This is a genomic window from Anaerobacillus sp. MEB173 (genome assembly GCF_052119505.1).
Taxonomy (GTDB): domain Bacteria; phylum Bacillota; class Bacilli; order Bacillales; family JBJMAU01; genus JBJMAU01.
On the sequence record NZ_JBJMAU010000002.1, the window covers coordinates 599459 to 621855 of the forward strand.

Annotated in this window: 21 protein-coding genes; 1 reads left to right on the forward strand and 20 read right to left on the reverse strand. The window is 36.4% G+C overall.

Annotated elements, in window-relative coordinates:
• Window positions 1-30 precede the first annotated feature (30 nt).
• The 19 genes from ACJ2A9_RS07510 to ACJ2A9_RS07600 all read right to left on the reverse strand — a co-directional run bounded on the left by ACJ2A9_RS07510 (window position 31) and on the right by ACJ2A9_RS07600 (window position 19801).
• Complete coding sequence (locus tag ACJ2A9_RS07510; RefSeq protein ID WP_441420992.1) at window positions 31-972, reverse strand: hydroxymethylglutaryl-CoA lyase; 942 nt, start codon at window positions 970-972, stop codon at window positions 31-33.
• Window positions 973-1007: 35 nt separating this feature from the next.
• On the reverse strand, window positions 1008-2222 hold the full coding sequence (locus ACJ2A9_RS07515; protein ID WP_441420993.1) for a CaiB/BaiF CoA transferase family protein: 1215 nt from the start codon (window positions 2220-2222) through the stop codon (window positions 1008-1010).
• A 31-nt stretch (window positions 2223-2253) separates the two neighbouring features.
• Entirely contained in the window at window positions 2254-2754 is a 501-nt protein-coding gene (locus ACJ2A9_RS07520; RefSeq protein WP_441420994.1) for a 3-isopropylmalate dehydratase small subunit, read from the reverse strand.
• Window positions 2754-4004, reverse strand: a complete 1251-nt coding sequence (locus ACJ2A9_RS07525) for a 3-isopropylmalate dehydratase large subunit (RefSeq protein WP_441420995.1) — start codon at window positions 4002-4004, stop codon at window positions 2754-2756. Before ACJ2A9_RS07525 ends, ACJ2A9_RS07520 begins: the two co-directional genes overlap by 1 nt.
• A 20-nt stretch (window positions 4005-4024) precedes the next feature.
• Window positions 4025-4792, reverse strand: coding sequence for an IclR family transcriptional regulator (locus tag ACJ2A9_RS07530; protein ID WP_441420996.1), 768 nt, complete (start codon window positions 4790-4792; stop codon window positions 4025-4027).
• Window positions 4793-4999: 207 nt separating this feature from the next.
• Window positions 5000-6187, reverse strand: a complete 1188-nt coding sequence (locus ACJ2A9_RS07535) for an MFS transporter (RefSeq protein WP_441420997.1) — start codon at window positions 6185-6187, stop codon at window positions 5000-5002.
• Window positions 6188-6288: 101 nt separating this feature from the next.
• Entirely contained in the window at window positions 6289-6906 is a 618-nt protein-coding gene (locus ACJ2A9_RS07540) for a flavin reductase family protein (RefSeq protein ID WP_441420998.1), read from the reverse strand.
• A 75-nt stretch (window positions 6907-6981) separates the two neighbouring features.
• Complete coding sequence (locus ACJ2A9_RS07545; protein WP_441420999.1) at window positions 6982-8322, reverse strand: MmgE/PrpD family protein; 1341 nt, start codon at window positions 8320-8322, stop codon at window positions 6982-6984.
• A 34-nt stretch (window positions 8323-8356) separates the two neighbouring features.
• Entirely contained in the window at window positions 8357-9100 is a 744-nt protein-coding gene (locus ACJ2A9_RS07550; protein WP_441421000.1) for an IclR family transcriptional regulator, read from the reverse strand.
• A gap of 45 nt (window positions 9101-9145) precedes the next feature.
• Window positions 9146-9856 carry an ABC transporter ATP-binding protein gene (locus ACJ2A9_RS07555; protein ID WP_441421001.1) on the reverse strand — a complete coding sequence of 237 codons (711 nt, stop codon included), beginning with the start codon at window positions 9854-9856 and terminating at the stop codon, window positions 9146-9148.
• Window positions 9850-10572 (reverse strand): ABC transporter ATP-binding protein, encoded by a 723-nt coding sequence (locus ACJ2A9_RS07560; RefSeq protein ID WP_441421002.1) that lies wholly within the window; start codon window positions 10570-10572, stop codon window positions 9850-9852. Before ACJ2A9_RS07560 ends, ACJ2A9_RS07555 begins: the two co-directional genes overlap by 7 nt.
• On the reverse strand, window positions 10569-11588 hold the full coding sequence (locus ACJ2A9_RS07565; protein WP_441421003.1) for a branched-chain amino acid ABC transporter permease: 1020 nt from the start codon (window positions 11586-11588) through the stop codon (window positions 10569-10571). The genes ACJ2A9_RS07560 and ACJ2A9_RS07565 overlap by 4 nt, the downstream gene beginning before the upstream one ends.
• Window positions 11585-12457 carry a branched-chain amino acid ABC transporter permease gene (locus ACJ2A9_RS07570; RefSeq protein WP_441421004.1) on the reverse strand — a complete coding sequence of 291 codons (873 nt, stop codon included), beginning with the start codon at window positions 12455-12457 and terminating at the stop codon, window positions 11585-11587. Before ACJ2A9_RS07570 ends, ACJ2A9_RS07565 begins: the two co-directional genes overlap by 4 nt.
• A gap of 62 nt (window positions 12458-12519) precedes the next feature.
• Window positions 12520-13758 (reverse strand): ABC transporter substrate-binding protein, encoded by a 1239-nt coding sequence (locus ACJ2A9_RS07575; RefSeq protein WP_441421005.1) that lies wholly within the window; start codon window positions 13756-13758, stop codon window positions 12520-12522.
• 68 nt (window positions 13759-13826) lie between these two features.
• Window positions 13827-15206: an FAD-dependent oxidoreductase gene (locus ACJ2A9_RS07580; protein WP_441421006.1), complete on the reverse strand. Its 1380-nt coding sequence runs from the start codon at window positions 15204-15206 to the stop codon at window positions 13827-13829.
• Window positions 15207-15226: 20 nt separating this feature from the next.
• Entirely contained in the window at window positions 15227-16582 is a 1356-nt protein-coding gene (locus ACJ2A9_RS07585) for an MmgE/PrpD family protein (protein WP_441421049.1), read from the reverse strand.
• 319 nt (window positions 16583-16901) lie between these two features.
• On the reverse strand, window positions 16902-17657 hold the full coding sequence (locus tag ACJ2A9_RS07590) for an IclR family transcriptional regulator (RefSeq protein ID WP_441421007.1): 756 nt from the start codon (window positions 17655-17657) through the stop codon (window positions 16902-16904).
• A gap of 262 nt (window positions 17658-17919) precedes the next feature.
• Entirely contained in the window at window positions 17920-19089 is a 1170-nt protein-coding gene (gene yhbH / locus ACJ2A9_RS07595) for a sporulation protein YhbH (RefSeq protein WP_441421008.1), read from the reverse strand.
• A gap of 532 nt (window positions 19090-19621) precedes the next feature.
• On the reverse strand, window positions 19622-19801 hold the full coding sequence (locus ACJ2A9_RS07600) for a hypothetical protein (RefSeq protein WP_441421009.1): 180 nt from the start codon (window positions 19799-19801) through the stop codon (window positions 19622-19624).
• A gap of 204 nt (window positions 19802-20005) precedes the next feature.
• On the opposite strand from ACJ2A9_RS07600, the gene ACJ2A9_RS07605 reads away from it, so the two are divergent.
• Complete coding sequence (locus tag ACJ2A9_RS07605; protein WP_441421010.1) at window positions 20006-20203, forward strand: hypothetical protein; 198 nt, start codon at window positions 20006-20008, stop codon at window positions 20201-20203.
• 76 nt (window positions 20204-20279) lie between these two features.
• Here the strand turns inward: ACJ2A9_RS07605 and ACJ2A9_RS07610 are convergent, their stop codons facing one another.
• Entirely contained in the window at window positions 20280-22175 is a 1896-nt protein-coding gene (locus tag ACJ2A9_RS07610; protein ID WP_441421011.1) for a PrkA family serine protein kinase, read from the reverse strand.
• Between the last annotated feature and the right edge of the window lie 222 nt (window positions 22176-22397).

Consider the following 22397-nt stretch of genomic DNA (forward strand, 5'->3'; position numbering starts at 1 on the left):
CACCCTTTCACTTTTTAATTACCAACTTTTCTAATTACCAATTTTCGTCTGTTCTTTTGGTGCAATATGCAAATCGGAACACTTACCAGCCTTTAATATGAAGCTATCAGATTGGATTGGAAACCTTTGCTCGAGTAATTTAGCAATATTAATGACTCGATTAAGATCTATCCCAGTTTTAATTCCCATCTCTTCAAATCCATGAACTAGATCTTCCGTAGCAATGTTACCGCTTGCATTTGGAGCATATGGACACCCACCTAACCCTGCAGCGGAACTATCAAAATCAACAATTCCTACTTCAAAACCTGCAACCGCATTTGCAAAGGCCATTCCCCTTGTATTGTGAAGGTGTAAAGAAAAATGAAAGCTCGGGAATTCTTTTCTCAACGCCTCGACAACTCGTTTAATTTTATAAGGATTTGCCATTCCGGTTGTATCGGCTAATGAAATGTCAGTAATACCCATTTGTTCATAACGTTTCGCAATCTCGATATGGCGTTCAATTGGTACACTACCCTCATATGGACAACCAAAGGCCACCGAAATCGATCCACCTACATGAATAGGACTCGTTTCAGCTCTTTGAACTAGTGGTTCAAATCCCTTAATAGCTTCAAATGTAGTTGCATTTGCATTATTTTTGCTGTGTGAATCTGTTGCTGATAACATCAGCTTGACTTTATCTACTTTTGCTTCAATCGCGCGTTCAAGTCCTCTTAAATTCGGGATTAAGGCACGAAGTTTAACACCACTTGGACGGTTTATTTTTTCGAGCACTTCACTTGCATCTTTTAATTGAGGAACCGCCTTTGGATGGACAAAGGAAGTCACCTCAATTTGTTTAAAACCACATTCCATCATTTGATTAATATAAGCAACTTTTTCATCTGTAGGAATTGTCTCTGGTAAACTTTGAAAACCATCACGAGGACAAACTTCAGTAATGTTCACTTGGTTAAGATTGTTCATATTAGCCTCCATTCAGTTGTTTGAAAATCCCATGTTTAAATAACGTTATTATTTCTTAGCTCTTCTACTTCTTTTTCATCCATTTCAAGGAGATTTTTCAAGATGTCTTCTGTATGCTCACCTAAATCAGGAGCAATTTGGCGAATGGACCCCGGTGTTTCAGAAAACTTCGGAACAATTCCTGGCATCTTAACTTTTCCTAAACGAGGATGATTTACTTCAACGATATTTTCTCTTTCTTTAAAGTGCTCATCTTTAAAGATATCTTCTATACTATTAATTGGACTGATCGGTACACCGTGGTTATCTAAATGTACTTGTAACTCTTCTCTTGTTTTCGTTTTTACCCAATCAGCAACGATCCCGTTCGTTAATTCAAAATGCTGAAGTCGAACCGAGTTTGTATAGAACCGATCATCTTCAAGCATATCTTCGCGATCCATCGCTTTGGCCAATCGTTCAAATGTACGGTCAGAACTTGTCACTAACACAATCCAGTGCCCATCCTTTGTTTGGAATGTTCCAGCAGGACTGGAATGACCACTTAATCCTGGTGAACGTTCTTTAATAACACCATTTTGATCATAATCGGCCACTAAAAATTCCATCATTCTAAAGACAGATTCATATAATGCCATATCAACATATTGTCCTGTTCCATCTTCATGACTATCACGATGGTAGAGCGCTGTCGTTGTTGCAAACGCAACATAAATTCCTGTAATGTAATCAACTAATGAAAACGATGGGCTAATTGGTGGACGGTCGTTATATCCATGTAGATACGTAAATCCACTAAACGCAGTCGCAGGAGTCCCAAAACCTGCTTTGCTTGAATAAGGCCCTGTTTGACCATAACCAGTTACACGGATCATAATAAGGTTTGGATTTACTTTTTTTAATTCTTCATATCCTACATTCCATTTTTCTAATGTTCCAGTCCGGAAATTTTCAATGATTACATCTGTTTTCTTAACTAAATTTTTTAAAATTTGTTGTCCCTCTTCTTTATGCAAGTCGAGCGTTAATGATTTCTTATTGCGTGCCAGACCAGGCCATCGCAAAGGCTCATCCCCGTGGAATGGACCCATATCTCGTAAAGAATCACCTTTTCCTGGCATCTCTATTTTTATTACTTCTGCTCCAAAGTCACCTAGTAATGTAGCCCCAAATGGTGCAGCAATCATCGTTGAAAGATCTAAAATTCTCACACCATCAAGCGGACCTTTTTTTTGATTTGTTAATGTCATATGTTCCACTCCTCCTCATTTTTTTCTTTTTCTATTTAATTGCGACATAACCTCCATGCTTTTTTAAATACTTAGTTAAACCACCTTCATTTAAGATGTTAATCATTACTTCTGGCATCTGGGTTCCCTTATACTCTTTCCCATTCGTTACGTTGCAGACATTCCCAGTTGCAAGATCGACGCTAATCTCATCACCTTGTTTGATATCATGATCAGGAATTTCAATTACTGGCAGTCCTACATTAATCGCGTTTCTAAAGAAAATTCTTGCAAAAGATCTTGCAATGACAACCGACACACCGGCCGTTTTAAGTGCGAGAGGTGCTTGTTCGCGAGATGACCCACATCCAAAATTGTTATCTGCTACTACAATATCTCCTTTATTCATTCGAGCACGGAAATCTGGATCCAAATCTTCTAAAACATGGTTTGCTAAGTCTTGTAAATTTAGCGTTTTAGTATACTTTCCAGGAATAATTCTATCCGTATCGATATTATCTCCATATACATGTGTTCTGCCTTTTAAGTTCATTATTGAAATACCCCCTCTACGTTGACCTTTCTTGGGTCTGTAATCTTCCCATGAAGAGCCGTTGCAGCAACTACAGCAGGAGAGCCTAAATACACTTTCGATTCCGGGTTCCCCATTCGACCTTTAAAGTTACGGTTACTTGATGAAATGACTCCTTCTTCTTTTCCAGGAACCCCTAAATGTGTTCCGACACAAGGTCCACACCCTGAAGTAAGGAATGTACAACCAGCAGCTGTTAAAATTTCAACCGTTCCGTCTTTTAATGCCTGCAAATACACTTGTTTTGAAGCTGGAGCGATTAACATTCGAACATCAGGATGAATTTTTTTTCCTTTTAAAATGTTCGCAGCTTCATGTAAATCTTCTAATCTACCGTTTGTACAACTGCCAAGAAAAGCTTGCTGGATTGGTATATCAATCACTTCTGAAATTGACTTTACATCATCTGGTGAATGTGGAATTGAAACTTGCGGCTCTAACTCTGAGACATCAACTTCAATCACTTGATCATATTTTGCATCCGAATCAGCCTCAATATGTTCAAAATCATAGCCTAACTGAAGACCTTTCGTACTAACAAAACCAGCTTTTGCTCCCATCTCAATCGACATATTTGCTATTGTCATTCTGCTATCAAGTGTGAGCGGTTCAATGGCTTCACCTGTATACTCAATCGCCTTATACGTTGCTCCTTCAATTCCTAATTTCCCAACTAAAGATAAAATTAAATCTTTTGCTGAAACACCAGGCTGAAGTGACCCTTTTAACTCTATTTTGATTGTTTCTGGTACTTTTACCCACGTTTTCCCTGTAAGCAGTACACCCGCTAAGTCCGTAGATCCTACTCCAGTTGCAAATGCACCAAGAGCCCCGTACGTACAGGTATGTGAGTCAGCACCTAAAACTAACTCACCAGGTTTAACATGATTGTTTTCAATCATAAGCTGGTGGCAAATGCCATCACCGACATCATAAAGCTTTACATCTTGTTCTTTTGCAAACTCTCTCATCATTGTATGCAAGTTTGCAATTCTCTCATTTGGAGCTGGTGAGGCATGATCAATAACTAGAACTACTTTATGAGGATCCCATACCTTCTTCCCACCCATTTCTTCAAATGCTTTAATCGTTAGTGGGGCTGTTGTATCTGATGCCATGACAGAATCAACAGTAACGACTGCAATTTCTCCTTGATATACTGGTGAGTCCGAATGTGCTGAGATTATTTTTTCAATGATTGTTTGACCCACATGAATCACTCTCCTATCTTTCAAGATATATATCCCATTTTTTTTGAAATTTCTCTCGCCCCATTTATTACTTGTGTAATAAATTCTTGTTCTTTTTCCTCTGTCAGGCGCATTGAGAGTCCTGAAATCGACAACCCCGCAATGAGTTCATTTTCTGCATTAAAAATCGGAGTTGAGATTGAATAGGCACCAAATACTCGGTCATTTTTGCTTAAGCAATATCCTAAATCTCTTATCTCTTGTAATTCTTTCATAAATTGGTCTCTATTAAATGGTTCTGAATTTATTTCCACCCATTCTTCAATCACTTTTTCAATAACACTGGCCTCACAAAAGGCTAGAAGTACTTTTCCAGATGCTCCTTTTAGTAATGGATACGGAAAGCCTAGCTTTACAAATTGCCTTATGTCTTGACTTCCATCGACTTTTTCCACACAAACTCGCCGGTTGGCTTGGAGAACATTTATACTGACCGTCTCCTTAGTTAGTGATGATAGTCTTCTAAGCTCTTGAAGAGACTCCTTGCGAATATCGAGGTTTTCAGAAACAATTTGACCAAAACCGACAAAAGCTAGACCTAGTTTATAAGTACCACGTTCTTCATCTTTTATAATTAATTTCTTTTCTTTCAAAGAGGTCAAAAGTCGAAACACTGTTGTTCGATTCAGACCTGTCTTACCAACAAAATCATTAATAGAGAGCTCTGGCTCATGTAGAGAAAAACAATACAATAAGTCTATCGCTCGTTCTACTGATTGAACCGTTTCTGGTGTCTTAGTATTAGTCATTTCTTTTCACCTTCTATTTCTTTATGGTTACTTCATGAGATTTTAGTCAGTTTCTATTACTCTATTTTGTTCTTTTGTTCGCATTGTGAACATAAAGTTCATAATGTGAATTTGTTATTTGGATTATAAATGTAACCGTATTCACTGTCAATAGAGAATCATGGGAAAATTCTAAACTTTTTATTTATTGCATGAAATAAATTGAATTTAATGAAGTTCTTTATTATTTTGACATATTAAGGTAGATTCGTTTTTTTGAAGAGCCAGTTTTGCTGTACCAAACATTAAACAAGAACCTACAATTACAAAAACGCTGATGATCCCAAAGAATTGAGCTACAAAACCTAGAACTAACGGAGATGACATTTGTGTCAATCGATTTAACGATAATCTTACCCCTAGCCCTTCACCAATTCGATTCTTTGGTAAATAGTTAATTGTCGTAGAAACAGATAAGGGCTGGGCAATACCCAAAGCGACCCCTAATAAAAAAGACAAAATGGCAATAAATACATAACCTTCCATAAATGCCATAAAAACAAAGCATAATCCAGAACTTACAATTGTTAAAACGATAATGTGATGCCGGTTCATATATTCTAGTAGCTTCGGTAACCCCCAACGACTAATAATCCCAGCAGCAGAATGAATCGCAATTATTGTTCCAATTAAAGAGTCAGAGGCATTGTTTTCCTTCAAAAGTAACGGAAAAAAAGCAATATACATGTCTTTTCCTAATAAAACAAGCATACTTAATAAAAAAGCTTTTCTTAGATTTTGAATTTGAAACAATTCCAACGTCTTATACTCATTGGCTTTATCAATCTGGTCTTTCTTGTTTTGTTTGGTGTCCCTTAATATATAAATAAATAAAAGTGAAGACAGACTAACTCCAGTCAGAATTCCAAATGCTTGTCGATAACCCAATATATCGGAAAAAAGGCCCCCAATAAGAGGACCTAAAAAACTTCCAATAGCGACGCCCAAACTAAAAAACAAAACATTTTTTTCCCTGACTTTATCGCTTTCATTGCTACCGGCAAAACTTTGAGCTGCGACAACAAACAATAATTGTGCAATACCAGCTAGAATTTGTGAAAAATAAATTCCAATCATGGACAGAAAAAAATAAGGAATAAATAATGCAATTCCACCTATAATCACACTTATGATTATAGGTTGTTTACAGCCAATCTTATCAACAACCTTCCCCACCTTTACTGCTAATATAAAAGGAAGGAATGAATATAAGGAAATAATAATCCCAATTTCAATCGCACTTGCGTATAATTCGTGTGATAAAAGCGGGATCAATGGACGAGTACCTACGATTCCTGTTAAAAATAACATCGAGATCAAAGCAATTAAGTAACGTTGTTTTTTTTCTTCATTCATGGCACTACTCCTTGTCAATCGCAAACTATCTCGTTTAGCAATTAGTAGCTTAATACATCACATGCTAAACTAGTAAATTGCAATACAATGGGCTTTTCCTTCTACTTTATCTCTGTTTTTCGCCAATCCAATCGAGGTAATTCGAATAATTGATTCGTGTTTGTGTACCACTTTCCACCCATTCTCCCAACCGCATGCAGTTGATCCATTATTATTCTTCCATCTTCAACCAACTCATCATCAACTGTTACTGTGATCACTTCACCGATCACTAAGCTATGCGGTGATGATCCTATTTCAATGATTTGATCTAACTTACATTCCATATGGAGCGGAGATTCTTTAATTGATGGAGATTGAACGACTTTTGAAGCCATTGGGGTTAACCCCGCAAATGCTAATTCATCTTCATTTTCCCGAAAGTCCTTTGATGTTACATTCATTTGTTCTACATTTGTAGAGGTAACAAGATTTACAACAAAATCTTTGTTTTTTTCAATATTTATGACTGTATCCTTTTTTTCTCCATTTCGTCTTTCTACTGCAAATAAAATTAATGGCGGCTCGATCGATACCCCGGTAAAATAACTAAAAGGAGCCGCATTATAAACCCCATTTTCACCTATTGTTGTCACCCAAGCAATCGGACGCGGGACGATACAACTCGTTAAAAGCCGATACGTTTCTTTTGCATCAAGTGCACTTAAGTCAAATTCCAATATGATTCACCTTCATTCTATAAATTGTAAAAAAACAATTTGTTAATCCTGTTAATAGAATAGAATACGGCGATTCTATTTTTCTATTGCTCTACAAAGTGTAATTAACTCATTTATATCTTTCTTTTCTTCCATATTTAAAATCCAATTGATAATTTCCTTTTGTTGTTGTTTGATATATACTCCGTCTGTTAATCTACAAAATTTTTCTTCCAAATCAATCGTTGTTAACTTTTGATTTGGTCCTCCTTTTGCAATGTCTATTCTCTCTGTATATGTATTGCCACTTGTATCGATAACCTCTACAACTGCAGGCATCACTTTTGGGTAGTCTTTTTCTAATTCGCTCGAAGTTACCACATCAACTTTACTTGCAAAATCACGAATCTCAAGATCATGAAGGAGTTCATCAGTGAAGATTGTTTGATCGACTTTTTCCGTTTTTAACCAAATGCTAAGTGCATATGGAATACTAAATTTTGCCGATAAAATATTCGTATAATCCTTGTTTTTCAATGTTGCAGCACGAGAATAAGTATGGACATTAACTTTGCTAATCTTTGAAGGAGAAAGTTGATGTTTTTTTATAACTGCTCCAAAGGCATCAATTGGTGCGTGCGCATACCGGCAAAACGCATACGGTTTAAAATAATTTTGTTCAATATCCCATAAATCATCATCACTTCTTACTAAAGACGACTCATCAAAATTAGAACCAATAACTGTAGAAAAGACATATTCAATATTTTTAGTTGGAGCCATATGACCTGACTTTAATAGTGCTAACGTTTTTATTCCCATTTCGATGGCATGACCAGCATAAATATTTCTTACAAGAGCCCCTTCAAGAGCAGCATTCCACAACGTTGGTAATGCAAATGTTGCACTTAATTGAATTCCCTTCTCGAATTCCTCTTTCGTAACATCTTCTAACAACAGTGTCGCCGCAGCAGCTCCCATTATGCCCCATGTTCCATGTGCATGGGCCTCTGGACGTAGTGTTGTCGCTCTCCCAAATCTTGAACATGCTTCATATGCTTTTATTAATGTCGATAAAAATTGCTGCCCGCTATATTCATTTTTTTTCTGAACATAGGTCAACATCGCTGGAACAACATGTGCAGCAGGATGTCCTTTACTATACTGATTCCCTTCATCCATTTCCGTTACAACAGAGGCCGCACCATGAAGGAGTGCCGTATTATAAAGAGTGGTTGACTCCCTTGTTCCAAGAATATGATATGTACCTGAATCGTCTTCTTCTAAACTCTTCAATAGCTGTTTAGATTCTTTTTGCTGAATACCAGCAACCATCGCCGCAATGGTATCAAGCAGTACATATTTAGCAGCTAGGATGGTGTCCTTACTGTAGTCCTCCCAATTTGTACGATATAAAGTAGTAGCTAAACTCTTCATAAGCCCTCCTCTTACACCTGAATCATTTGTTAATTTACACGAACATACAATAACCTAACTGTTCATTTATTTCCTTTGCACCATTTAACAAAATATTGACTAATTTCCGCTCATGATCGTCGGATAACCGCTGAATCGGGCCAGCAATGGTAAGACTTGCAACGATTTCTCCGTTTTGAACAAAAAGAGGAGCAGCAACTGCAAAACTCCCCGATACTCTTTCTCCTTTTGTTACCCAATAGCCATTCTGTTTAATCCTATCAAGATCTTCTTTTAGCTTATCGACGTTATAACAACGTTCATTACCAATACAAGCAAACACTTTTTGTTTCTCTTCTTCTGGCAAAAAAGAAAGTAGAACTTTACCTGATGCCCCTAAATGTAACGGTTTTCTTTCACCAACTCTAACAAAGTTTCGTACGTCTAAAGGACTATCAACTTTTTCAATACATACTCGATATGCTCCTTCAATGATATTTAATTCCACTGTCTCACTTGTTTCCTCCATGATCTTTTTCATAGTAGTGAGTGAGACTTTACGAAAATCGAGTTGGTTTTGAACAATACTACCTAACCTAAAAAACTTAAACCCTAGTGAATAACGATGATTATCGGGATTACGATCAATATAACTGTAAGCCTCAAGAGTATCTAACAACCTAAAAATTGTACTTTTGGGGTATTTTAGTTCAGCTTGGATTTCGCTGATTGACAAACTTGTTCGATCCATTGTATATAAAGACAAGATTTTTAACATTTTTTCAATGGATTTAACCATGTGGACCATTTCCCTTCAAAAGTGTAATTCTTAAACTGACATTTATTATGAACTAATCCCAAGATAAGCCGCTTTAAGTTTGTCGTTATTTAGTAAACTAGCCGCTTTCCCTTCAATGACAATTTCACCATTTTCAATTACATAGCCACGATCAGATAAGGAAAGCGCCTGTGTTGCATTTTGCTCAACAATAAGCACTGTTACACCTTCATCTTTAATTTGGTTAATAATTTCAAATACCTGTTTTGTAAGAAGCGGAGACAATCCTGTTGAAGGTTCATCCAATAATAGTAATCGCGGTTCTGACATTAAGGCTCGTCCGATCGCTAGCATTTGTTGCTGTCCACCACTCATACTACCGGCAAGCTGTTTTTTTCTTTCCTTTAAAATAGGGAAAAGTTCAAAGCAATATTCAATATTTTTCTTCATATTCTTACGAGTCTTCCCTGTAAATGCACCTAATTCAAGGTTTTCGTAAACAGTCATGCTAGAGAACAGTTTTCTTCCTTCAGGTACTTGGATTAATCCTGTCTCAACAATTTCTTCCGGGGACTTTTTTTCAAGAGCTGTTCCTTCAAATTCAATTGAACCAGACCATGCTTTAATTAATCCTGATAAGGTACGTAGAGTAGTTGATTTTCCTGCACCATTTGTCCCTAAGATACTTACTACTTCACCTTGATCAACATGAAATGAAATATCTCTTAGTACTTGTACATTTCCATAGCCTGCATTTAGGTTCGTTACTTTTAGCATGACACTTCCTCCCCTAAATAAGCTTCAACAACTGTTTTATTCTTCATAACTTCTTCAGGATTTCCTTCTGCAATTTTTTCCCCAAGATGCATGACAGCAATCCGGTCCGATAAGGCCATAACTGCTGACATTAAGTGCTCAATAAAGAAAATTGAAATCCCTCTATCACGAATATCTTTAATCAATTCAATAAACTCATTCACTTCTGACGGATTTAATCCAGACATAACCTCATCTAAAAATAACACCTTTGGTTGAGTCGCTAACGCCCTAGCTACCTCAACTTTCTTTTGTTCGGGAAACGTGAGATCTTTCATTCTTGTATATGCCTTTGAATCCATTCCAATATACGTTAGTTGCTCTAGTGCAATTGCTTCTGCTCTCTTAAAAGATTTGACTCTGTTAAAAGCACCAACAATCACATTTTCCAATAATGTTAAGTTCCCAAATGGTTGGACGATCTGGAATGTCCTAGCAATTCCTTTCTTGCAAATAAATTCGGGTTTCTTACCTTTTATTTCTTCATTATTATATTTTACTGATCCCTCTTCAGGATTATGGAAACCACAAACCGAGTGAAATAATGTTGTTTTTCCCGCACCGTTTGGGCCAATTAAGCCCAAGATTTCACCTTCATCAATACTTAAGCTCACATTATTAACGGCGACAAGTCCTGAAAATCGCTTTGTAAGATTCTTAATTTCTAGTAAACTCATCTTGCCTCACCCCTTTTCACCTCAACATTGGACATTTTCGTATTCGCATTTTTTTGCGCTTTTTTTTCTGCTAATTCTTTCATTTTATTTTGTACCCAACCGACAACACCTTCTGGAAGGTATAAAATAACAAATATTAAAATTAATCCATAGGCCATTAAATGTACCCCAACAAAATCACCGAATAGCGCACTTGTAATTTCACCTAACGGAATAATGATAAATGCGCCTACAATTGGACCAAAAACTGTGCCCATCCCACCTATGATCGCAGGCAATAGAATAGCAACTGATACAGAATTACCAAATGTTGTTGGTGGTTCAATAAATAGAATATATTGAGCATAGAATGTTCCGCCAATCGCCGTTAATCCAGAACTTAACGCAATCGCAATCATCTTGTTTTTATACGTATTTACTCCTAATGATTGTGCTGCATCTTCATTTTCACGAATGGCAATCAGGTTATACCCTAATCTTGATCGACTAATAAAGTATACGATTAACGATACAATCCCTGCTAGAATGAGAATCGTGTAGTAGTACCCTACCCTTGAACTAAACTGTAGCATCAATGGGTTTGGATCTAGCGGAATTAACATCCCTAACGTTTTATTAAAATAAGATGAATTTTGCACGATAATTCTTAAAATTTCAGCAAAAGCTAGTGTTCCTAATGCAAAATAAGCCCCTCTTAGCTTATATCGAAACGATAAAAAACCAATAAACAGACCGATCACTGCAGCAATACCAGCACCGATTAACATTCCAATCCATGGTGAAATTGCATAATTGGTTAGTAATATCGTCGAGACATAAGCACCTGTACCAAAAAATGCAGCATGTCCAAAAGAGAATTGTCCTGAGTACCCGCTAAGAAGATTCCACGCTTGACTTACAAGTGCATAATACAAGATTAAAATACCGATGTGTAAATAATATTGGTCCGAAACAACTAACGGAAAGGCAATCAGGGAGATTAGAAATAGAACGAACAATGTGCGTGAATTTTTCATCGAACTTTCCCCCCAAACAAGCCATTTGGTCTAACTAAAAGAATTGCAATAAAAATAATATACGTCATTAATTCTTTTAATGTCCCTGGTAAAACGGCCCCACCTAATGCCTCAGCAACACCAATGATCAATCCTCCAACAAGTGCGCCGATAAAGTTTCCTAAACCTCCAAGAACAACTACGACGAAAGCCTTTAATATAAACGTTGCTCCTACCGTCGGTGATGTGTAAAAGAACGGTGTAATCAATGATCCTGCTACTGCAGCTAATGCTGCTCCAAGGCCGAAGGTAATATAGTTAATTTTGTTTGTAGCAATTCCAACGAGTGAAGCACCTTGACGATCAATGGAAGTTGCACGTATTGCTTTTCCAATCATCGTTTGTTTTAAAAACCAAAACAGACCGACAGCTAAGAAAATAGCAAAAATAAAGGCAATAAGTTTAGGCATATTAATACCAATCGAACCCACATTGAGTGTTTGAGTTAAACCATTCACTTCTACACTTCTAAAATCTGGACTCCATAAAACGAGAGCAAGATTCTCAATAAATAACATAATACCTAATGTAACTAACAACTGATTATGTTCAGGTGCATTTATCATTTTTGATAAAACAGTTCGTTGAATAAATGCTCCGACGAAAAATAAAGCAATTGCACTTAATGGAAGCGATAAATAGGGGTTTAATCCCATTAATGTAAATGCCCAATAGGTCACATACATTCCTAGCATCATTAGGGCACCTTGTGCAAAGTTAATGACCTTCATAACACCAAAGATTAACGTAAGACCTATAGCAACAAGTCCGTAAATCCCACCCATTAATAGACCATCAACAAGGGATTGAGCAAATAAATCAGCAGACATCTTCTTTTCCCTCCTTCTTGTTGTAAGAGACGGGAAAAGAAGGTCCCGTCTCTTTCATTCATTTAATTTACTGGATAAACTGGTTCTGCATTTTTGAACTCTTCTGGATAAACCACTTTCGTCTCACCATCAAAAAGTTGACTTAATACAGCTTGAGCATTTACATTTTGTCCATTTTCATCAAAGACAATCTCAGCTTGCGGAAGAATATGATCAGTATAATTTGTTTCTCCCAACGCATCTTTAATTGCAGCGCGATCTGTTGAACCAGCGCGTTCAATTGCATCTAGTAATACTTTTGTAGATGTATATGAGTAGGCTGCATTTGGACCTAAGTTTTTGTTAAATTTCGTCTTAAAATCTTCTTTTACTTTATTAGCTAATTCACTTTGCGGGTTAATCGTATAGTTAACATCCATTATATGTTGATTCTTTGCTGTTTCACCTTCAATGAACTGGGCATTACTGAAAGCACCATTCGCAACACCGATGATTGCTTTTGGTTTGAAACCTGATTCATGAATTCCGTTGACTAATAACGTACCGTCTCGCAAATACGTAGTTACAACAACAATATCTGGTTTTGCTGATTTGATACGATTAATTGTAGATGATAGATCTGCCGTTGATGCTGAATGTGGCAAACTTTCTAATACTTCTAAACCTTTTGATGCTGCTTGTTGTTCAATTAAATCTGCAATACTAGATCCAAATACTGAATCTTCATGAACTAAAATGGCTGTTTTCAACTTTGTATCAGACATCTCATTTAATGCTTCAAAATAAGTCAAAAAGTTTTGCGCCATCATTGTGGCAGGTGGCTGTAAACGGAATGTATATTTAAAACCACGCTCTGTTACTTGATCAGCAGAAGCAATATCAATGACAAAAGGAATTCCAGATCTTTCAGCTTCTTGTGTTGCCGGTAGTGCTACACCACTTGTGTACGTACCAATAATCCCAACTACACCATCACGGTCTAAACGTTGTACTTCAGAGACTCCCTTTTCTGGCACACCTTCATGGTCAGCTTCTACTAATTCAACTTTAGCTCCACCTAATGATTGAATACCACCTGCTTCATTTACTTCTTCAACAGCTAGACGAATTGCATCGCGCATTTCTTGACCTTCATTTGCAAGTCCACCACTTAGTGGATGCAACGTTCCAATTTTGACAACATCTGCTGATTCGCCTTCATTACCACTTGAACCACCTTCACTACCTCCAGAAGATTCAGTTCCACCACATCCTGTCATAAAAACCATCACAGCCATAACTAACCACATTAGTTTTTTCATATTTAAACCCCCTATGATTTGTTTTTAATAATAATTGTATAAAGCTAATGTACAATCTTAAACTTATCTCATTTCGTTTCAACCCTTTCTTTTTTAATCATTGCTGCCGCATGGTCTCCGGCAATTTTTCCAAATCCTAAGGCAGAGAGCAAACCATTCCCTGACATATAACCATAAGAATGGTTACCAGAAACACCTACAGCTGCTCCTCCACCAGCATATAAATTATTAATCACACTGTTGTTTTGACGTAACACTTGTGCATGTGTATTAATTCGTAACCCACCTTGTGTATGAAACAATGCTGGCACAACTCTTATCCCATATAGTTGACCATTCAATTTTTTGGGAAAACTTGTCCTTCCAAAAGCATCTTCACCGACATCTACCGCTTGATCAAATTCCTCGAATGTCACTCTAAGATTTTCAATATCAATATTTAATGTCTTAGCTAACCCCTCGATTGTTTCTGCTGACTTAAAACCATTCATTTCTGATAAATTTTTAAAATCTTCTATTGATAATAATTGTTGGTAGATTTCTTCGTCGAAAATGATATATCCATGCTTTTCAGGTTGTAATAAGACCTCTTTTGCAAATTCAGAGTATCCTTGTGATTCATCCCCAAACCTATGACCATTTTTATTCACCATAAAGCCACCCATCATAATCGTACCCCACGTAACTAAAATCCCAGCAGAATCTGCGACTGCCGAATGTCCTTGATAAGCCGTTAAACTATCAAGTGCAGCACCAATTTTTTCTGCTATTTTTATCGCATCACCAGTATTTGCTTCATAACCAAAGTAAAGTGCATCCGCGATTTCCGGTATATAATTTTTTACTAGCTCTTTGTTCGCTCCGAATCCATTTGTAGCGAGGATTACTTTTTTTGCTTTAATTCGTTGTTTTCCATGACTAGTATTAATCTCTACACCAATTACCTTCTCATTTTCCATAATCAAATCAGTCAGTTCAGATTTTAATGTAAGATAAATATTTTCATGTTTTGTAACTTCCATCCGCAGCTTTTTTATTAGTTCTAACCCGGACCTAGATGGAGGTGCATGCATTCGACGATTCCGTTGTCCCGGATAACTAAATTCCTTTACAAGAGAAAGTTCAATTCCTAAGGAATCAGCCATCCATTCAATTAATTTCGCCGATTCTCTGCATAGTGCTAACGTTAATTCTGGATCACTCTCATAATGATTTTTCTTTAGAATATCCTCAGCCATTTCTTCAGGAGTCTCAATAATCCCAGCCTTCTTTTGAAAACGGGTTCCAGCGGCCGGAATCATTCCTGCACTTGAGGCAGTATTCCCTAAAATAAATTCAGTTTTCTCAAATAATGCCACTTCTAAATCTTGCTCGGCTGCCGCTAGCGCTGCAACCAAACCACAACCTCCGGCACCTGCTACAACTACATCTACCTCAGCATCCCACATCTTTACACCCCTCACCGTATTTAATTTAGTTTCGTTAATTTCATTATTTCACTGAGACTATCTACAGTTTCGATTTCCATTACCTGTTTAATTAGTTCTGCAGCATTTGTAGTCCCAATAACCTCTGCTAGCATTTGTTCACATTTTCGAACAACTTTTACCTCTAAATTTTCTTCCTTTGCATCGCCTTTTGTGCTATACGTTGTATTTGTAAGCGTTTTCCCATCTTTTAAAAGCAATTCAACCCGTGCGACTCTTTGGGCTGGAAGTAAAGCTGTTAAATTAGAATCCTCATAAACTTCAATTTTTTCTGCTAAACGTGTGATATTTTCTTCGGGAGTGACATCTGGATGTATTGTATTAACAATAGTTGTGGCTAAAGAGAAAGGAATAGAAAACTTACCGGCAAATTCATTGTTTACATTTTGATTGTCTAGAATCGATGCCAAAGAATATGTATGAACACGTATTCTATCAATAGATTCAACTGATGTAATAGACTCATTTTGTAATAATTGGCGCATAGCATCAATCGGTGCGTGACAAAACCTGCAAAATGGATAAAATTTAAAATACGTATCCATTAAGAAATACGTTTCACCTAACTGTGATACTACTTTTTCTTCGTTAAATTCATCTCCTAAAACGCTTGTGAATACGTCATTAATCACTTCAGGACTACTTGAATATCCTGCGCTAACTAAGGATGGTAGTAGCCATGCATTCAAATTGTTTAAGCCTATATAAACATCCCTAATTCGGCACCCTTCCAATACCGGTTTCCATAAGGAGATCTGGGCTAACGACCCGCTTAACGAAATCGCTTTACTGTACTCATCTGGTGTAAAATTATGCGCTTTTCCTAATGCAAAAGCAGCTCCAACGATGCCCCAATTACCATGAGGATGGATAGATTTCTTCAGTTTAATTGCTGATCCTACTCTTGACCCAAGCTCATATCCGACAATAAAACTTTCCAAAAATATTTTTCCATTCATCTGTTGAGAATCAGCACACGCTAGTAGTGCTGGTGTAAAGTGACAGGAAGGATGCCCTTTTGCAAGTGGATTTCCTTCATCCAACTCTTCACTGACCATTCCTACTCCATTTATCAATGCTGATAAATGTCTCTCCGCATAAAGTGATGTACCATAAATAGAAACTAGATTTGAATTATTGCTTTTTCCTTTCGATGAAAGTTTTAGTGCCAAATCATAAACTTCTTTTGTCTGGTTACCATGAACAATAGCAGTAATCGAATCTAAAATGATTAGTTTGGCTCTATTTATGGTGTCCTGTTCTACATGACTAAGTTTGAACTGGTAAGCATATTGACTTAACCTATTTTGAAATGTCAGGAATAATCCCCCTCCTATATCCCACCATTTCGTTTCACAATGTGGAACACGTTCTAAATTTAATTAAATTCTATCACTTCGAAATATTTATAGTCAATAGTTAAATTTCAGATTATTTTGAATTAAACGTGAGAATCAATCAAAAAACTTGATATAACAGGTGTATTTGCAGAAAAAATAGACTGCCTTTAGCTTACTGATGCCTAAATCTTTAGACTTACTTTGCTGTAGTTCAATCAAAAAAAAAAGCAACTTCTATAAAAAGAAGTGCTTTTTGAAATCACCATTAATATATTACAAGAATTTTCGATTTGTAATTATCGAGACATTAACCCTTTTACCGATACTTAAAATGCCCTAATCTTTCTGATATCTCTTTAGCTCCACCTATCAAGATTTCGATTAATTCTAATTCCCTCTTCTCATCACTTAGCCTCTGAATCGGACCAGCAAGTGTTAAACTTGCAATCATCTTTTGACTATTATCGTAAACCGGTGCAGAAATTGCAAAGCTCCCTTCTACTCGCTCACCCTTTGTAACCGCATATCCCTTTTCTTTAATATCCCCAATATCATTTTCTAATTTTTTTCGATCAAAGACAAGGTCATCCTCTTCTTCTAATTGGTCAAAGATCTTCTCTCTTTCATGACTGGATATAAAAGCTAATAAGACTTTTCCAGATGCTCCAAGGTATAATGGCTTTCTCTCACCTACTCTAACAAAATTTCTAACATCTTGATTGCTATCTACTTTATCAATACAGATTCGGTTGATACCATCAATAATGTTTAAATCGATCGTCTCATTAGTTTTTTCTGATATTTTTTTCATTGTCTGTAAAGCAACCTCACGAAGGTCCAATTGACTCTGTACAATACTACCTAATCTAAAAAAGTTTATCCCTAAGGAATAACGATGGTTTTCCTCATTTCGCTCGATGTAATCAAATTTCTCTAATGAGTTTAAAATACGAAAAACAGTGCTCTTTGGATAACCAAGTTCTTCTTGAATCTCGGCAATAGATAAACTAGTTCTATCCATAGTAAATAAAGATAAAATATTAAACATTTTTTCAAATGACTTAATGACCATAGAAATAACCTCTTCTTTCATTTTTAGGTGATACAGTAAATAACGCCAAACAGACTTTATTAAGTGCCTTTACGCGGCTAAAAATATTATACCGATATGTTTTTTCATCTTCATCCTAATGTTCTGATTAAATATATTATATATACATAAGATTATAAGCTTCTTTTGGTATAAATTGAAGTATTAAAGATAATTCTCACTTCTACACGTACAAAACCCCCGTCTATAGCCGAAGCTAATAGCGGGGGTTTTTGTGTGAATCTTATACTGTCATACCTTCTTCTTCCTTTTTGAAGAACGTCTTCATAGCGTGATAAACATCGCCTTTTTCCTTTAAAATATAATGCCGGAAGCGTTCGTCACTAATATTCTTATAAGCACTCATTAACGTACTGTGACGGTTGTATTGATTGACCTCACCGTAACCAAACATACTTGATATTTCCATTAGTTCTCTAACTAGCTTAAGGCAACGTGCATTATCCGAGGTTAAATTATCACCATCAGAGAAATGGAATGGATAGATGTTATATTTAGTCGGGTGATACTTCTCATCAATTAACTCTAATGCTTTTCGATAAGCAGAGGAGCATATTGTCCCTCCACTTTCACCTTTTGAAAAGAAATCATCTTCAGAAACAACTTTTGCTTCCGTATGATGAGCAATGAATTCAATTTCCACTGTTTCATATTTTGTTCGTAAGAAGCGGGTCATCCAGAAGAAGAAGCTGCGGGCCATAAACTTTTCCCAACGTCCCATCGAGCCTGATGTATCCATCATTGCAAGAACAACCGCTTTTGATTCTGGCTTTACGATTTCATTCCACGTTTTGAAACGGAGATCGTCGTTATAGATTGGTACTAAACCGGGTCTTCCTTCCATCGCATTTCTCTTAATCGCTGATAGAATTGTACGGCGCTTATCAATATTACCCATTAATCCTTTTTTTCGAATATCATTAAATGCAATGTCCTCAATAATAATCTGATCTTGCTCTTTCCTCTTTAAATTTGGTAATTCTAATTCTTTAAAAAGCATTTCCTGTAATTCCATAATCGAAACTTCAGCCTCAAAGTAGTCTTCCCCAGGCTGATCACCTGCTCCTTGGCCTTTTCCTGGGCCTTTTTGTTCACCGCTGCCATCTCTTGCTACAACGTCACCAACTTCACTGTCTCCGTTCCCTTGACCAACATGTTTATTTTTATCATAATTATAACGAATCTTATATTCATCAAGGGAGCGAATCGGAATTTTGATCACATCACGGCCATTAGACATAATAATATTTTCTTCACTAACAAGGTCTGGTAAGTTTTTCCTGATTGCCTCTTGGACTTTTTCTTGATGTCTCTGTTGATCCTGAAACCCTTTGCGGTGGAGGGACCAATTCTCCTGAGAGACTACATAATTTTGCTTATTACGGTCTTTCATTTCCCTTCCCCTCCTCAATATTTTACTTTTGTTTTTGAGGAACTTTGTTTTTCACTTAACCAATCTGACATGCCTTCTCTGTTACATACACATTCATATAGTTACACCAATTTTTCTTACGATGATGAAAAAAAAGAAACAGCTTATTACTGTTCACAAATCTTTTACTTCTACATATACTGTTCTGACGAGAAAATCAATTTTTGCCTATCCTAAAAAGGATAAAAATCATTTTAAATAAATTGGCTTATTATATCCTATGCAGGGAGACAAGAGAGTTGACAACTAATTGTGATAAATAGGCAATTTTCTAAAAAAAAGACAAGCTTTCTAACAAACAGGTAATAATCATCACAAATGCAACCACAATTCCACATTATCGCAACGAGTCATTCTATCATTTTTCTTCACTTACTATTACGACAAAAAAACCTTGGCATCATCGCTGCACAAGGTTTTCTATTGTTCACTCCTATTAAGTTGGACAGTATCTCTTTTCATCCAAAGTAAAAATAAGAAGCCGGGCATGCTCCTAATTATAATCATACGTTTTCCCCTTGTTTCTCTTCCTGTTCCGCGCACGTTCAATCATGATTGCCATCTCTGTACAAAGCCGCTTAAATTCTTGGTCATTATGCGGGCCAGACATTTTTTTTCGAATCTCTTTTACCTTTTTCAGTTCATCTTCGTTTAAAAAATCAAGTTCTTCCAATGTCATTCATCCTTTCTTCGTTTCTTATCCACTAGATACTTTTCCACAAGCAAAGAACATATAAACCTACCGATTTCCAAAAAAAGTAATTGATATTATTCATTATATTGATGAATCTTGTACATCACAACACTATACAAACAATTATAAAATCTTTTATAATGGTATCTGTTATTATAACAACTTTACGGAAGGTGAAATATTGTGAAAGACATAGTAAGAGGAGTTAGCATTCATTCCACTAGTACAGGGCTACTATATTATGTACATTATGATTTAGCTGGAACAAAAGAAGTTACTTATTCTGAATACGAGGACGCTGTAGCTACTCTAAATGAATGGAAATCAAAAATGGAAGAAGCTCAACAAAAGACTAAGGAATTTGCCCTTAACTTTAATTAGAGCATCCGAATACAAGTAGGAATCCCCCAAGGTGAATGTTTTCTCTTGGGGGATTTTTGGATTATTTACGATTATCCTACCTGTTTAACAAACTACCAACATAACGCAATAATTCATTTGCTGAAACTGAGTTATAGCCGTACTCATCAATTAAGCGGGCAATAACCTCATTTACTTTCTTAAGTTGGGACTCATCAGGAGTTTTTGTAGATGTTGTAATTTTCACTACATCCTTCAAGTCTGCAAACAGTTTCTTTTGGATCGCTTCACGAAGACGTTCGTGAGAGTTGTAATCAAACTTCTTCCCTTTTCTTGCATAAGCAGAAATTCGAATAAGGATTTCCTCACGAAATGCCTTTTTCGCATTTTCAGAAATACCAATCTGCTCCTCAATGGAACGCATAAGCTTTTCATCTGGATTCATTTCTTCACCAGTCAATGGATCACGTAGCTTATTCTTGTTACAATACGCTTCCACATTATCTAGATAATTATCCATAAGTGTTTTGGCAGACTCTTCATATGAATAGACGAACGCCTTCTGAACTTCTTTTTTCGCAATATCATCATATTCTTTACGGGCAATGGAAATAAAATTTAAATAACGTTCACGATCTTCTTTTGAAATCGAAGCATGTTGATCCAGCCCTTCTTTTATCGAACGCAGGACATCAAGCGCATTAATCGACGTTACTTCTTTGCGGATTATTGCCGAGGAAATACGATTAATGACATATCGTGGGTCAATACCATTCATACCTTCATCTTGAAATTCATTGCGTAATTCTTCCAGGTCTTGACCGTTAAAGCCTTCAACATTTTCCCCATCATAAAGGCGCATTTTCTTAACAATATCTACACCTTGCTTTTTTGATTCTTTCAAACGAGTAAGAATTGTAAAGATTGCAGCTACCCTTAATGCATGCGGTGCGATGTGGACATGGCCCATATCACTATCCTTAATCATCTTTTGGTAGATACGTTCTTCCTCACTTACTCGTAAGTTATAAGGAACCGGCATCACAATAATCCTTGAATGAAGTGCTTCATTCTTTTTATTTGCTATAAACGACTTATATTCAGCCTCATTGGTATGAGCGACAATCATTTCGTCTGCGGAAATCAAGGCAAAACGACCAGCTTTGAAATTCCCTTCTTGTGTTAGAGAGAGTAAGTGCCATAAGAATTTTTCATCACACTTCAACATCTCTTGAAACTCCATTAAACCTCTGTTTGCTTTGTTTAATTCACCATCAAAACGATATGCCCGCGGGTCTGATTCAGATCCATATTCTGCTATCGTTGAAAAGTCGATACTACCTGTTAAATCAGCAATATCTTGTGACTTTGGATCAGATGGACTAAATGTCCCGATCCCTGTTCTCTTATCTTCAGAGAAGAAGATTCTTTCAACTATAACATCTTCAATTCTTCCACCATACTCTTTTTCAAGTCTCATCATATTAAGTGGAGATAAGTTACCTTCCACTCTAATTCCATATTCTTCATAAAAATCTTCCCTCAAATGATGTGGAATCAGGTGCAATGGATCTTCATGCATTGGACATCCTTTAATTGCATAGACGGCTCCATTGTCAGTACGGGAATACTGTTCAAGCCCTCTCTTCAGCATCGTTACAAGCGTTGATTTCCCTCCACTAACTGGTCCCATAAGTAATAAAACACGCTTTCTTACATCTAAACGTTTTGCAGCTGAATGAAAGTACTCCTCTACTAATCTTTCAATTGACTCTTCTAATCCATAAATTTGATCACTGAAAAACTTATACTCCTTCTTACCATTTACTTCCTCAATGCCAGCATCCTTAATCATATTATAAACTCGCGAATGGGCTGTTTGAGCAACTTGTGGATTTTTCTTAATGATTTCCAAATAGTCGGCAAATGTACCTTCCCACGTTAAGCGTCTCTCTTCTTCACGATATCGTTGAATCTTATTTAATATTTCCATGCGCTCCTCCTTATCAAACTAAGTCTGATCTCCATTTACAGCCATTTGTAAATACTATGCGAGGATGTCCGTGAACATGCTCTTCTTTTAATAAAGACATGTTTACTTTTATCTGTATTGTTATAATTGGATTTTTATGAGGATTAAATGACTATGATAATTGCATTCACAAATGTTCGCGAAAAATTAAAAACTTAATTGCTTTTTCTACTAATATGTATA

Bases quoted from the DNA above. Each gene is read 5' to 3' on its own strand.
- ACJ2A9_RS07575 (WP_441421005.1), bottom strand. From the start codon at position 13,758: ATGAAAAAACTAATGTGGTTAGTTATGGCTGTGATGGTTTTTATGACA.
- yhbH (WP_441421008.1), bottom strand. From the start codon at position 19,089: ATGAAAGACCGTAATAAGCAAAATTATGTAGTCTCTCAGGAGAATTGG.
- ACJ2A9_RS07550 (WP_441421000.1), bottom strand. From the start codon at position 9,100: ATGGTTAAATCCATTGAAAAAATGTTAAAAATCTTGTCTTTATATACA.
- ACJ2A9_RS07555 (WP_441421001.1), bottom strand. From the start codon at position 9,856: ATGCTAAAAGTAACGAACCTAAATGCAGGCTATGGAAATGTACAAGTA.
- ACJ2A9_RS07510 (WP_441420992.1), bottom strand. From the start codon at position 972: ATGAACAATCTTAACCAAGTGAACATTACTGAAGTTTGTCCTCGTGAT.
- ACJ2A9_RS07520 (WP_441420994.1), bottom strand. From the start codon at position 2,754: ATGAACTTAAAAGGCAGAACACATGTATATGGAGATAATATCGATACG.
- ACJ2A9_RS07570 (WP_441421004.1), bottom strand. From the start codon at position 12,457: ATGTCTGCTGATTTATTTGCTCAATCCCTTGTTGATGGTCTATTAATG.
- ACJ2A9_RS07610 (WP_441421011.1), bottom strand. From the start codon at position 22,175: ATGGAAATATTAAATAAGATTCAACGATATCGTGAAGAAGAGAGACGC.
- ACJ2A9_RS07565 (WP_441421003.1), bottom strand. From the start codon at position 11,588: ATGAAAAATTCACGCACATTGTTCGTTCTATTTCTAATCTCCCTGATT.
- ACJ2A9_RS07590 (WP_441421007.1), bottom strand. From the start codon at position 17,657: ATGGTCATTAAGTCATTTGAAAAAATGTTTAATATTTTATCTTTATTT.
- ACJ2A9_RS07535 (WP_441420997.1), bottom strand. From the start codon at position 6,187: ATGAATGAAGAAAAAAAACAACGTTACTTAATTGCTTTGATCTCGATG.
- ACJ2A9_RS07515 (WP_441420993.1), bottom strand. From the start codon at position 2,222: ATGACATTAACAAATCAAAAAAAAGGTCCGCTTGATGGTGTGAGAATT.
- ACJ2A9_RS07580 (WP_441421006.1), bottom strand. From the start codon at position 15,206: ATGTGGGATGCTGAGGTAGATGTAGTTGTAGCAGGTGCCGGAGGTTGT.
- ACJ2A9_RS07530 (WP_441420996.1), bottom strand. From the start codon at position 4,792: ATGACTAATACTAAGACACCAGAAACGGTTCAATCAGTAGAACGAGCG.
- ACJ2A9_RS07560 (WP_441421002.1), bottom strand. From the start codon at position 10,572: ATGAGTTTACTAGAAATTAAGAATCTTACAAAGCGATTTTCAGGACTT.
- ACJ2A9_RS07545 (WP_441420999.1), bottom strand. From the start codon at position 8,322: ATGAAGAGTTTAGCTACTACTTTATATCGTACAAATTGGGAGGACTAC.